At 30.0% G+C, this 13,604-nt stretch carries 14 protein-coding genes and 2 pseudogenes; 14 read left to right on the forward strand and 2 right to left on the reverse strand.

The features are described 5' to 3' along the window. Nucleotides 1–141: 141 nt before the first annotated feature. Nucleotides 142–1,109, reverse strand: a pseudogene (gene cbiM, locus Q428_RS03910) (cobalt transporter CbiM). Nucleotides 1,110–1,359: 250 nt separating this feature from the next. Between cbiM and Q428_RS16275 the strand changes: the two are divergent. The 11 genes and pseudogenes from Q428_RS16275 (at nt 1,360) to Q428_RS03960 (ending at nt 8,582) form a co-directional block, all read left to right on the forward strand. Further along, nucleotides 1,360–1,491: a hypothetical protein gene (locus Q428_RS16275; RefSeq protein ID WP_278244863.1), complete on the forward strand. Its 132-nt coding sequence runs from the start codon at nt 1,360–1,362 to the stop codon at nt 1,489–1,491. 176 nt (nt 1,492–1,667) lie between these two features. After that, nucleotides 1,668–2,264 (forward strand): TetR/AcrR family transcriptional regulator, encoded by a 597-nt coding sequence (locus Q428_RS14380; protein ID WP_051514906.1) that lies wholly within the window; start codon nt 1,668–1,670, stop codon nt 2,262–2,264. A gap of 3 nt (nt 2,265–2,267) precedes the next feature. After that, a complete protein-coding gene (locus Q428_RS03920) occupies nt 2,268–2,684 on the forward strand; it encodes an FMN-binding protein (protein ID WP_035378393.1) in 417 nt (138 codons plus the stop codon). Nucleotides 2,685–2,717: 33 nt separating this feature from the next. Continuing rightward, a pseudogene (locus Q428_RS16500) lies at nt 2,718–3,208 on the forward strand (flavodoxin domain-containing protein). A gap of 47 nt (nt 3,209–3,255) precedes the next feature. Continuing rightward, nucleotides 3,256–4,131, forward strand: coding sequence for a hypothetical protein (locus Q428_RS03930; protein WP_242847762.1), 876 nt, complete (start codon nt 3,256–3,258; stop codon nt 4,129–4,131). Nucleotides 4,132–4,246: 115 nt separating this feature from the next. Further along, the gene (locus Q428_RS03935) at nt 4,247–4,456 is read left to right on the forward strand and encodes an EAL domain-containing protein (protein WP_423219574.1); all 210 of its coding nucleotides are present in this window, start codon (nt 4,247–4,249) and stop codon (nt 4,454–4,456) included. A gap of 76 nt (nt 4,457–4,532) precedes the next feature. Continuing rightward, a complete protein-coding gene (locus tag Q428_RS03940; RefSeq protein WP_035378397.1) occupies nt 4,533–5,450 on the forward strand; it encodes a GNAT family N-acetyltransferase in 918 nt (305 codons plus the stop codon). Between the two features lie 177 nt (nt 5,451–5,627). Further along, the gene (locus Q428_RS03945) at nt 5,628–6,335 is read left to right on the forward strand and encodes a CPBP family intramembrane glutamic endopeptidase (protein ID WP_035378399.1); all 708 of its coding nucleotides are present in this window, start codon (nt 5,628–5,630) and stop codon (nt 6,333–6,335) included. Between the two features lie 110 nt (nt 6,336–6,445). Continuing rightward, nucleotides 6,446–6,907: a GNAT family N-acetyltransferase gene (locus Q428_RS03950; RefSeq protein WP_035378400.1), complete on the forward strand. Its 462-nt coding sequence runs from the start codon at nt 6,446–6,448 to the stop codon at nt 6,905–6,907. A 57-nt stretch (nt 6,908–6,964) separates the two neighbouring features. Further along, complete coding sequence (locus tag Q428_RS03955; RefSeq protein ID WP_035378402.1) at nt 6,965–7,411, forward strand: flavodoxin domain-containing protein; 447 nt, start codon at nt 6,965–6,967, stop codon at nt 7,409–7,411. 262 nt (nt 7,412–7,673) lie between these two features. Next, complete coding sequence (locus Q428_RS03960) at nt 7,674–8,582, forward strand: transposase (protein ID WP_035378404.1); 909 nt, start codon at nt 7,674–7,676, stop codon at nt 8,580–8,582. Between the two features lie 287 nt (nt 8,583–8,869). On the opposite strand, the gene ptsG is transcribed toward Q428_RS03960, so the two are convergent. Then, nucleotides 8,870–10,375, reverse strand: coding sequence for a glucose-specific PTS transporter subunit IIBC (gene ptsG / locus Q428_RS03965; RefSeq protein ID WP_084478092.1), 1,506 nt, complete (start codon nt 10,373–10,375; stop codon nt 8,870–8,872). A gap of 579 nt (nt 10,376–10,954) precedes the next feature. Between ptsG and Q428_RS03970 the strand changes: the two genes are divergently transcribed. Genes Q428_RS03970 through ptsP form a run of 3 tightly spaced genes read left to right on the forward strand, consistent with a single transcriptional unit; the run spans nt 10,955 to nt 13,431 of the window. Continuing rightward, entirely contained in the window at nt 10,955–11,434 is a 480-nt protein-coding gene (locus tag Q428_RS03970; RefSeq protein WP_035378406.1) for a PTS sugar transporter subunit IIA, read from the forward strand. Between the two features lie 13 nt (nt 11,435–11,447). After that, entirely contained in the window at nt 11,448–11,708 is a 261-nt protein-coding gene (locus Q428_RS03975; RefSeq protein ID WP_035378408.1) for an HPr family phosphocarrier protein, read from the forward strand. Nucleotides 11,709–11,727: 19 nt separating this feature from the next. Beyond that, on the forward strand, nt 11,728–13,431 hold the full coding sequence (gene ptsP, locus Q428_RS03980) for a phosphoenolpyruvate--protein phosphotransferase (protein ID WP_035378409.1): 1,704 nt from the start codon (nt 11,728–11,730) through the stop codon (nt 13,429–13,431). Nucleotides 13,432–13,604: the final 173 nt, after the last annotated feature.

Here is a 13,604-nt window from a genome sequence, read left to right on the forward strand (position 1 = left end):
TAAAATACATACCCTGTTCTTTTTTATGCAAACCAAAAGGCCAAATATATTCTACAAGAAATATTTGTAAGGTTTATAAAAATTTCTGCTAAATAATCACAACTTTCAGGTCATACAAATATCAACCTAATTACATTGATTTTACTCAGAACTTCTTTTGAAACTGTTTATAAACTTAAAGGTAATAAATATAAGTATAATACCAGATACTGCAGAGATTATATAACCAGCAACTTCAGGAATGTTAGAAATAGTGTAGTCTGGCATCAAAGAATTAAAGTTGAATCCATTCTCCATAGCTTTAGGAATAAATCCAATAAGTTCTCTTATTTCATCGCTACCCCATTCACCCCAAGCTGTTCCAGTTGCTAGAAGTCCTATTGGACACAATACTATCATGGCAGCTAATAATCCATATAGTGGTTTAGTTTTGAAATTTTCACCCTTATCTATTATGTCAGGAGAAGTTTTATTTATATAGCCATATACTAAAACAGTTACAAAACCTTCAACAAAACCAGCAACCAGCATATGTGGAACAAGCATAGCAGGAATTGCAACTGAAACTGGGTAAGGACAATATAGTGGCAGTCCTGAAGCATCTTTAAACAACAGTGGCTGAATTCCAAATTCAATAGCTGTAAACAAGGCTGCTATGTTTAAGGAAACATAGCCAGCAATAAAGGCAGCTAGATAAGTTCTTTTTTTACTTTGGCTATTTCCCTTTATAAAGTTAAATAAAAAATATGCAACAAAGGGCATTACAAAGGCCATATTAAAGGTATTTGCACCAATGGCTAATATTCCTCCGTCCCCGAAAAAAATAGCTTGGATTACAAGTGCAATAGTAACAGAAATACATGCAGCGTAAGGACCTAAAAGGATTGCAATAAGTGCAGCCCCAACTGCGTGACCGGTTGTTCCACCTGGAAGTGGAAGATTAAACATCATAATTAAAAATGAGAAGGCTGCCCCAACTGAAAGGAGAGGCATTTTTTTCGTGTTATTTCTGTCTTAACTTTCGTAGCAGCTTTTTTCCATACAGGCACCATAGCGGCTCCTAGTACAGCACAGGTTGATGGACTTAAATAATTATCAGGAATATGCATAACTTAACACCTCCGAAAAATAAAATAAAAAAAGGTAACGCAAAAAACGCTACCTTCGTGGTATCTTTTTAATAGTAATGACTGGCCTTCGTGACCTTAGTTCATTCTATGTTAAATTCAATGTAATTATACTATTTTTAAATTGATTTTTCAAGGTATCTAACTAGGGACACATAAGTAGTGTTATAAAGCAATGAATAACATCTCTCTTCAAAGGAAATAGTAATTGCAAATTAAACTTTGAAGGGAGATGTTTTCTTATGCCAAGGCTAGTAAGGCAAAAGAAGGAAGATGCCATTTTTCATGTAATGGCAAGGGGTTAAGGGAAGTTGATTTGTTAAAGGAGGATAAAGATAAATTAAGCTTTTTTTATCTTGGTTAAAAAATCTATTAAGCCTTATGATGATGAGTCGGTTAGAATGATGGAGATTCATTTTAACTGGTTATTTTTTTGAGAAAAGAAAATAATTGACAAGAGAAAATATTCATCTTAAAATAAAATTAACATTGTTAATTTTATAACGTTGTTAATGAAAATCAAAAGGCAGGAGAAAGTTAATGAGTAATAAAAAGGAAATTCAAAGAAAAAGAATTATGAAATTTTTTATTGATGCTGCAAAAGAAATCATAAAGGAAGAAGGTGTAAAAGGGCTTACGGCAAGAAAAATAGGTGATAGGGCAGGTCATTCATATGCAACAATATATAATTATTTTAGTGATATTAAGGAATTGCTAGCTTATTGTGTTTTCGATTTTTTAGAAGATTGTTATCAATATATGATAGGATTTAAAAATGAAAATCTAAATTGTATTGATCAAATAATAGTTTATACAGATGCATATTTTAAATATTTTATTGAAAAACCAGATATGTTTCAATTGATTTTTATTGAGGATTTAGGCAATATTCCTATTGAGTTACTAAAAAGGGAGAAGAAGCTATCCATAGGAGTACTTTTAAAGGAATGTATTTGCAGATGTGCGGAAGAAGGTTATATAGAGAAAGAAAACATAGATGTAATATATAATTTGCTTGGTTCTTCAATACACGGGAAGTTAGTATTTTTAGTAAATAAAAGAGATGTAAAGAGTGCAGATGATATGTTGCTTGAATTAAAGTCAGAAATTGAATTTTTAATGAAAATAAAGAGGTGAAATATGAAAAAAAAGCATAATATTAAAAAAATATTAATTGTATTTTTCAGTATAATTTTGAGTATAACAGTGTTGTTTCTCATTGGATTAAAAGTTAAGTTAAATAATTTTAGCGAAGAGATTAACAGGATAAAAATCAGTAATGTAGATTTATCAAAGGTTAAAGATGGAATATATATAGGAGAATATTATTTAAACGAAGATGTCGGAGCTAAAGTTAGGATAAGTGTTCAAAATAAAACAATAAATAGTATCGATATTTTAGAACATAAATGTGGACTTGGAAAAAAAGCTGAAAACATAATTAGCGATGTAAAAGCTGAACAAAGCTTGAATGTAGATACCGTTACTGGAGCAACAGGAAGCAGCAAGGTAATTTTAAAAGCAATAGAAAGGGGGCTTAATAAAGGTATTAAATAATTTTGCCTATAATAAAAAGGGTGGTGGATTTTTATGAAAATATTAATAGCCTATGGCACTAAATACGGATGCTGTGAAAAATGTGCAAAAATATTATCAGAAAAATTAAATGGAACCGTTGATTTATTTAATTTAAAAAAGGATGAAAATATTAACTTGAATGAATATGATTTGGTGATTGTCGGCGGATCAATCTATGCTGGAAAAATTAGAAATGAGGTAATGAATTTTTGCAGGAGCAATTTAGATATATTGAAACATAAAAAACAGCTGTTTTTATATGTTGTATGAGAGAGGAAGATATAGCTTTTAAGCAGCTTGAAGATGCTTTTCAAAAGGAAATTTTAAATAATGCTATTGCAAAAGGTATTTTTGGGTGGGAACTATTATATACAAAAATGAATTTTATAGACAGATTTATAGCTAAGAAGGTAACTAAAATAGAAAAAGATACATCAAATATTTTAGTCAATAACATAAACCAATTTGCGGAGGAAATAAATAGACATATTATCAATTTCTAAATTATAAATATATTTTATTATAAAATTATTAAGTGGAGGTATTGAAAATGAAATTAAAACGGTATATTATTTCCCTCGTATGGTTTATCGCAGTGCTTTCGACTGTATCATGTCTTTTTGGTTTATTATCAAAGGGGGGGACAGGGGGATATGAATACAAAAGTATAAATAACGAAATAGTAAAAATCTATGGTTATGGACTCTATAAAAATGATTCAGTATCTATTGCAGCTCAAGGTAAAGCTTCTGATTTTGTTACGCTTATTATGGCAGTTCCATTATTAATCCTATCTCTATATTTTTCAACAAAAGAATCATTCAAAGGAAAAATATTATTAACAGGAACGTTAGGTTATTTCCTTTATACTTATATGTCATATACTTTTTTGTGGATGTATAATAAGTTTTTTATAGTTTATGTAATGTTAATGTCAGCAAGCTTATTTGCTTTTATACTATCTATTACTTCATTTGATTTAGAAAATATAAAATTGCATTTCAGTAAAAAATTACCGGCAAAATTTTTAGGAGGCTATCAAATATTTATTGCTGTAATTATTGGTATGTTATGGCTTGGCAAAATTCTACCTTCAATTATTGAGGATAAAGTACCTGTTGGATTGGAGCATTACACTACTTTAGTAATTCAAGGGATGGATTTAGGAATTATTGTTCCTACGGCTTTATTATCAGGAATATTTCTTATAAAAAGAAAACCATTAGGATATTTATTATCATCTGTAATAATAATTAAGGGCATTACAATGTTAACCTCAATTTCAGCAATGATATTAAATCAAGCTTTAAATGGCGTAAAGATGAGTATAGTTGAAGTGACAATTTTTCCGTTGTTTAATTTAGTTTCAATAATATGCTTAGTCCTTCTTTTAAAAAATACTAAGAATCATATAGAAATGAATTAGATTTTCAAATGATTGAATAGATAAGCTTAATATACCTTTACCTTTCTACTCTTTTTATTTTAGCAAATTTTCAAAATACTAATTATAGAAGAACAGGCAAGTAGATAAAGAAAAAATTTCATGGATTTTAGTACAAGGGATTATGAATATTGCAAGTAAGATGGGAATCGAAGTTATTGCTGAAGGTGTTGAAAATAAGGAACAATACAACACTTTAAAAGAAATTGGAGTTGAAAAATTTCAAGGATATTATATTTCTAAGCCAAAAGAAATGGATAAATTGTTAATAGATATAAAAAAGCATAATTCTATTCTTTGTTTATGAATATGTGAATTATACAAAGCACTAGATGTAATTAAAATTTGTCTAAATATAATATTAAAGGAGAGAAATTTAAAATATGAGATTGATAAATAGAAGCTTTAATAACGAGAGTAGTAATTTTAAAAAGATGATCCAATTTATAATCGAAGAAAACTCTTATAAGAAAGATTGTTTTTCATGGAGTTTAGGAAGAATTGTTGATTGGAAGTATGGACTGTGGAGCGAAAAAAAGTATATACCAAGTTTTTTTAGCCAAAATGCACAACTATGGTTTGATTATAATGAAAATTTGGTTGGATTTGCGATTTCTGAAAATGGGGATAATATGTTTTACATTTTTACAAATAATAAATATCCATTTTTATATGAAGAAATATTGAATTGGGTTAAAATTAATTGGAATAATAGACAAGGTTTGCTTTATACAGAAATTGTTGAGAATGAAGAATATAAAATGAGAGTGCTTGAAAAGAATAATTTTTACTCTAAGGGAGTTTGCGAAGTAACACGAGCTTTTAATTGCTCAAATGCATTAAGTAAAAATACAGAATTGCCACAGGGCTTTTGTTATTCAAATATGAAAGAAAAGTTCGATCCAATGGGTCAGGCTAAAATGAGACTAAATGCATTCAGAAATCAAAATATTATTAATAAAATAGATATACTTGTTTTTGATTACGTACGTGAAAGTCCAATATATAATCCTGAATTCGATTTTTATATAATGAATCAAAATGGAGAACATGTTTGTGGTTGTGAAGCATTTATTGATTATAATAATTGTACTGCCGAAATAGAGAGAGTTTGTACCCATAGTCAATATAGGAAAAATGGTTTTGCAAAAAAGATTTTGATAAAGTGTATGCAGGAACTTGCAAAGCACGGTATCGAAAAAGCCTATATAACTGGAATGAGCAAGATTGCAATAAATTTATATGGAAAACTTGGACATGAAAATGAAGTGAAAAGATTCTATTATGAACTGTCAAAATAAATTATGCGTAATAATAAGCTGCATAGGTAAGTACAAAATAGTTTGTAGATAGATTTGCTTTAAAAACAAATACAGTTATATAACCAATACTCATCATATTATTTTATATGTAAATGAATAAAGGGAGAGATATTTATAAAGAGATTTTTAATTATATCATTTACTACAATATTCTTTATGTTATTTGTAAAGTCAATCAATATAATTTCATTTAAGACAGCATATTGGATTTATCCTATATTTAAAAGCTTTGATTCAGATAATGCTTTTATGGTAATAGTAATACATCATATAATGCAGGCATTTATTGCTTTTTCTATTATTTGTGGGATTTCACTACTTTGCAAAATAAAAATTAAAGAATTTGGTTTTAATTTTAATCAGTTTGGTGTAAGCATAAAATTGGTATTAATATTTACAGGTATTTGGACAATAATTCAAACCATAGGAGGTATAATTATAGTTAAGATAATGCATATACCTAGTGCCTTTACTTTTCCTTTAAATATAAAAAATTTCATAGGATATTTTTTGTTTGAGATACTTCTATCTGGTACAAGTGAAGAGATAGTGTTTAGAGCTTTAGTGATTACATCTGTATTGTATATTTGGAAAAATCTATTTTTGAAACAAAGAAATCTTTATATATGTGCTGTGCTTGTTTCAACAATGATATTTATGTTTGATCATATTAACTTTTCATATTTACCACTTAGAATCACATATATAAATTATCTTCAGCAGATTACAGTATTTATATTTGGAATCTTTTATGGGTATTTAATGGTTAAAACTAAGAGCATAGTTGGCTCTATATTTGCACATAATCTTTTGAATGGAGTTATAACTATAATTGGATTTATATTACTCAACAAGAGGGTATAAATTAATTGTGAACACAATTCGTTTTACTAATAAATTGAGGTTGTTTCAGCTTTTAATCATAAGAATTTTTATTTTTAAACTGACTTAAAAGAAAATTTAAGAGGTGGAATATGGATATTAATTTTAGACAAATAGATAAATCAAATTATAACACTTGCGTGTCTTTAAAGGTAGGAGAGAATCAAACTAATTATGTTGCAAGTAATGTATTTTCATTGGTGCAAGCTTCTTATGAAGATGAATTATATCCATTGGGAATATATAATGGTGATGAAATGGTAGGATTTTTATTATATGATTACGATGAAGAATTAAAGGGATGGTCATTGTCAAGATTCATGATTGACATTAACCATCAAAACAAGGGATTTGGTTCAAAAGCATTAGAAAAGTTTTTAGATTATTTTCATGATAAATTTCCAAATGCAAATTTATATACAAGTGTAGAAATAGATAATGAAGTGGCTATTAAATTGTATGAAAAATATGGATTTAATAAAAAGAATTCATTTGAATATAAGGTTGGGGATACAACCTTTAAAGAATTAAGAATGTTGAAGGAATTATGGTAATATATTTAGCTTAAATATTATAAATATAATTTTTTGAGTGGAACGGGAGTTGATTTTTTGAAAAGTATAGTTATTTTTGAATCAGTTCATCACGGGAATACTAAAAAAATTGTTAATGAATTTCAAAAAATATTGAACTGTGATATTTGTAGTGCTGTTGAAGCAAAGCAAATTTGTTTTGATAACTATGATATAATTGGTTTGGGATCAGGAATTTTCCATGGTAAGCATCATAATAATATTTTTAATATAGCGGAAAGTACAGATTTTAAGAATAAAAAAACTTTTGTTTTTTCAACTAGTGGAACAGGTAATATAAAATATAATAATAAACTAATTAATGTTTTAAAGAATAATAATGCAGATATTGTTGGAAATTTTTCTTGTAAAGGTTATGATACTTATGGCTTTTTCAAGTATATTGGAGGGATTTCAAAGGGACATCCTAGTAATAAAGATATGGAAAAAGCAAGAACATTTGCTGAGAAATTAAACCAAATATGATAAATTAGGATTAATTTAATAGGCTATGTTTTAATTTAAAGTTGAAATTTGATGTATTTTTGGGGTATGCGACAATTAAGTCAAATTCATAAATTAGGAGGTCAGATTATGGCAAGTGTACCATCTTTAATTTCAGATATTCAAAAATTATCCTTAACTGTATGTTCAGGGACACATAAGTAGTGTTATAAAGCAATGAATAACATCTCTCTTCAAAGGAAATACTAATTGCAGAGTAAACTTTGAAGGGAGATGTTTTCTTATGCCAAGATTAGCAAGGCAAAAGAAGGAAGACGCTATTTTTCATGTAATGGCAAGAAGTATTAGTGAAGTTGATTTATTTAAAGATAATGAGGATAAGCTTAACTATTTATCTTTAGTTAAAAAATATCAAAAGACCTATGAATTCAGAGTATATGGCTACTGCCTTATGGATAACCATCTGCATCTGATAATAGATGCCAACGGAGCAGATATATCAAGGATAATGCACAGCATAAATTTCTCCTACGCACAATATTTTAACCACAGACATAGAAGACATGGACATCTTTTTCAAGACAGATTTAAAAGTAAAATGGTAAAGAGCGAAATGTATCTTTATGCCTTATCGGCATATGTTCACAACAACCCTTGTGATATAAAGGGATATGAGGACTGCCCAGAAAAATATGAGTTTTCAAGTCTTTCAATATACCTAGGCTTAAGACATGACCCCTATGAACTAGTTGATGATGGTTTTATTATGGGAATGTTCAGCAAAAATCCTAAAAAAGCCAGAGAAAGCTATATGAAATTAGTATATAAATGTTCTGATAAGGTTTTTAAAGAGGAAGTTGAATTTTTAAGTGAAGGAACTGAATACAGAAGTGAAAGAAAGATATTAATAAGAAACATTAAAACTAAAGAGATTTTAGAATTTATCGCATCAAAACTTGGAATTGAAAAAATAAAGCTACATACAAAACACTGTAGAGAAATAGTTGAAGCAAAGGCACTGGCTGTACTTTTAATGAGAAGCCTTTGCAACTTAAAATGCAGTGAAATATGCCGCGTCCTTGGAAACATAACCCAAAGCAGGGTTTCAAAGCTCAGCAGTCTTGGGGTAAAGCTTTTAGATGAGGAGAAATATAAAAATATTACTTATGAGTTTATGGAACAGTATGCTTAATTTTTAAAAAAACAAGTTCAACAATTGTATTTAAAAAAGATAAAGTAACAAATATCTTAGTAAAGTATGAAAAATGGACAAGCATAGTAATAATTGAGCAAAAAGAGAAAATAAAGTCATACTAAATTAAGAAATTACAAAACTTTATTTAAAGTGACATATGGAGATATTTAATAAAATACATTTGGCTATGCAATTACAGTAAGTATATGTCCCATAAATCAAAAATCCTCAAAATGAAAAACATTTTGGAGGATTTTATATTAACAGTAAAGGGGGTATTTAATTTATAGTCCAGAAACTTTTCTGATTTGTTCCTTAATCTGGTCAGACTTTGGTCCGAAGATTGCCTGAATATTGTCTCCAACTTCAAGTACACCTGCGGCACCAAGAGATTTCAATTTATTCTTATCAACATTTTTTATATCCTTTACAGATACACGAAGACGAGTAATACAAGCATCAAGATGCTTAATATTTTCCTTGCCACCTAGTGCTTCAAGAATAGAAACAGCTAGTTCGTTTCCAGATGCAGCATCAGTTTCTTCAACTGTATCATCTTCACGTCCAGGAGTTTTTATGTTGAATTTTCTAATTGCAAATCTAAAGCCTAAATAATATATTACGGAGAAAACTAAACCAACTGGTATTACAAGCCACCAAGCTGTTCGGTTTGGTATAACTCCAAATAAAATAAAGTCAATAATTCCACCTGAGAAGGTCATACCAATTTTTACATTTAATATCTGCATTAACATAAATGAAAGTCCTGCAAATACTGCATGCACAGCAAATAAAGCTGGTGCAACGAATAAGAATGTAAATTCTATTGGTTCAGTAATACCTGTTAAGAATGATGTAAGTGCTGCTGAAAGCATTATACCCGCAACCATTTTTTTCTTTTCTGGTTTAGCTTCATGATACATAGCTAATGCTGCTGCAGGAAGACCAAACATCATAAATGGGAACTTTCCTGTCATAAATGTACCTGCAGTAAAAGGTACGTTATCCTTTAGCTGAGCAAAGAATATTGCCTGGTCACCATGAACAAGCTGTCCAGCTGAATTTACATAATCACCAAACTGGAACCAGAATGGGTTATAGAATATGTGATGTAATCCAAATGGGATTAGAGAACGTTCGATTAATCCAAATACAAAGGCTGCTAAAGTCTGGTTTTTATCAAGCATTAAATGAGAAAATGAATTAAGTCCATGTTGTATTGGTGGCCATACAAATACCATTACAACTCCAAGAATTATTGATGCAGCAGCTGTAACAATTGGAACGAATCTCTTACCTGCAAAGAAACCAAGGTATGGAGGAAGCTCAATATCATAGTATTTTCCATATAGATAAGCTGCCATGATACCAACTATAATACCTCCGAAAACTCCTGTTTGAAGGGTAGGAATCCCAAGAACACTAGCATATGCAGGATTACCTTTAACCATGTCAGCTGTAATACCTGTTACAAGTCCTAATGTAGTGTTCATAATTAAAAAGCCAACTATAGCTGCAAGACCTGCAACACCTTCACCACCTGCAAGACCGACAGCAACACCTACTGCAAATAACAGAGGAAGATTGCTGAAAATAATTCCACCCGAGTTTTCCATTACTCTGGCAAGGGCCTGAATCCAAGTTGCGTTAAATAAAGGTGCTTTAGCCAGGAAACTTGGATTTTGAAACATATTTCCAAAGGCTAGAAGGATTCCCGCTGCCGGCAGTAATGCAACAGGAAGCATTAGTGATTTACCTACTTTTTGAAGTGTACCGAATGTTTTTTTCATGTTTTTACCTCCTTGTTAAAATAAAAAGGCATGAGTAAAGGTGGAAAAATGGATGCATAAGAACAGTATTATATTCTTATGATACTCATTTTATTCAACCTTTTACTCATGCCTGATCTAATCAGTAACACGTAAATAAGTTTAGTTTTGTATTTATTTGTCGAAGTAATTTGAATTATATCAAATGGTTTCTGTAAATGCAACACAATAATTAATATTCAAAAAATTATCAAATTTCAATACCTGCAAAATTAGATAAATCAATATCTGTAGGGATAGTTAAAAATTTGTAACTTGAATTAATGTAAAAAATATAATATCATTCGTGTCATGATAAAAAATTAACAGAAAAAATATAAAATTTGTAATGTGTAGAAATTTATAAAAACATGTTGAATTTTATAAATTAATAGTATAAAATGAAAATAAATAAAAAAGGCGTGTTACTGATACGATCAGGCATGAGCTTAAACTAGGATTTATATCCTGGTTTTGCTCATGCTTTTTTGTTTGCTTTTTTCAATTTATAAATAAATACTAGAAAAGTATTCCATAATAATTAAACAGGGAGGAATAGTGATGTTTGGTTTATTTAAGAAAAAGAAAAAAATAGATATCATATCTCCAGTAATAGGTAAAGCAGTTAAAATAACTGATGTTCCTGATGAAGTTTTTGCATCTAAAATGTTAGGAGATGGGATGGCATTTGAACCATCAGAGGGAGCTTTATATTCTCCTGTTGATGGAGAGATTATTCAAAAATTTCCAACAAACCATGCAGTAGGAATTAAAACAGCAGAGGGACTTGAAATACTTCTTCATATAGGTATAGATACTGTAGGGATGAAGGGGGAAGGTTTTGAGAGCTTTGTTGAGATTGGAGACAAGGTAAAGGCAGGGCAAAAGCTCATATCCTTTGACATTGAACTTATAAAGGAAAAGGCTAAATCAACAGTAACACCAATGGTTATAACTAATATGGATGTTGTTGAAGATATTAATTTCAATTATGGAAATGCAGACAAAAATTTTATTGCTGCATCAATAAATTTAAAGTAATGGAGGAATTAAGATGATAGAAAAAAAGATAGTAATTCAAAATGAAACTGGTATACATGCAAGACCTGCAGGATTAATTGTGAAAGAGGCTTCAAAATTTAAATCAAATATTTCTTTAATCAAGGGTGAAAAGGAATATAATGCCAAGAGCATTATGAGTATAATGACTATGGCAGCTGCTAAGGGAGAGGAAATAATCGTAAAGGCAAATGGAGAAGATGAAGAAACAGCTCTTTCAGCAGTGGTTGAACTAATACTAACAGGTTTAGAATAATCTAAAGGGGGATATGTAGATGCTAAAGGGTATAGCGGCATCCCATGGAATTGCTATAGGAAGGGCTTATGTAATTAAAGAAGAGAAAGTAGATATTAAAAGAATTGAAATTACGGATATAGATAACCAGAAGAGCAGATTAAGGAAGGCGATTGAAACTGCAGCTGATTATCTTGAGGAATTAAAAAAGAGAACGGAAGAAAAACTAGGAGCTGATAAGGGACAGATATTTGAGGCACACCTTTTTATGCTCCAAGACCCAGAGTTTATAAATGCGATTGAGATGAAGATTGACGACGAAAAGGTTGCTGCTGAATATGCGGTAAATGAGACAGTAGCTCAGTTTGTAGCAATCTTTGAAAGTATGGATAATGACTATATGAGAGAGAGAGCAGCGGATATAAAGGATGTTGGAGGAAGATTATTAAACATACTTTTAAATAGAAACAATCCTTCAATTTCAGAGATTGATGAAGAATGTATAGTTATTGTGAAAGACCTTACTCCTTCAGATACAGCACAGATGGATAAAGAAAAGGTTCTTGGCTTTGTTACTGAAATAGGGGGAAGAACATCACATTCAGCAATCATGGCAAGATCCCTTGAAATTCCAGCAGTTGTTGGTGTAAAGGGGGTTACAGCTTCAATTAATCACGGAGATATGCTGATTATTGATGGAGAAAATGGTGAAATAATCATAAATCCTGATAAAGAAACAATAAGTAATTATACTAAAAAGAAAGAAGAAATAGCAAAGACAAAAAAAGAACTGGAATTACTTAAGGAGCTGGAATCTGTAACAGTTGATGGCAGGGTTGTTGAAATTGCAGGGAATATAGGCAATCCACAGGATGCAGAAAGGGTTATGGCAAACGGAGGAGAGGGAGTTGGCCTTTTTAGAACGGAATTTCTTTATATGTCCAGTGATACATTGCCTACAGAAGAACAACAGTTTACAGCATATAAGGAAGCCCTTCTTAAGATGAAAGGGAACCCAGTTATTATAAGGACTTTAGATATTGGTGGAGATAAGCATTTATCCTATCTGCCCATTGATGATGAAATGAATCCATTTTTAGGTTACAGGGCAATAAGATTATGTCTTGATAGGAAGGACATATTTAAAACACAACTAAGGGCACTTTTCAGGGCTTCCGTTTACGGAAAGCTGAAGATAATGTTCCCAATGGTTTCAGGCTACAATGAAATAATGGAAGCTAAAAAAATTGTCAATGAGGTAAAGAAGGAGCTTGATAATGAAAATATTCCATATAGTCATGATGTAGAGATTGGAATAATGATAGAAATACCTTCAGCAGCAATAATGTCAGATATTTTAGCTAAAGAAGTTGACTTTTTCAGTATTGGTACTAACGATTTAATTCAATATACCATTGCTGTTGACAGAATGAATGAAAAAATCTCATACCTTTATGATCCATTTAATCCAGCGGTATTAAGGCTGATAAAGTTGGTAATTGACAATGCACACAGGGCAGGAAAATGGGTTGGTGTCTGTGGGGAAATGGCAGGTGACCTCAGGGTTATTCCTCTGCTTTTAGGAATGGGGTTAGATGAATTTAGTATGAGTGCTTCTTCAATTTTAAAAGCAAGAAAATTAATACGAAGTTTAAACTATGAAGATACAAAGAAAATGGTTGAAGATGTGTTAAAGTTAAGCTCAGGAGATGAAGTAAAAAAATATATTGAAGAAAATGTATAAATAATAATTAATCCTCTTACTAATAATTTGTAGTAGGAGGATTAATTATTAGTCCTTAAATAATAACGTTTTTGAAATATTTGTTTTGTCTGAATATAAATTTTTGATAATAATAATGATTTCTTTTTATTTTTGATATAATATTATTAAGTAACATAAAGTTTAAAGATATT

The sequence above is a fragment of the Fervidicella metallireducens AeB genome, from assembly GCF_000601455.1.
In the GTDB taxonomy this organism is placed as follows: Bacteria; Bacillota; Clostridia; order Clostridiales; family Caloramatoraceae; genus Fervidicella; species Fervidicella metallireducens.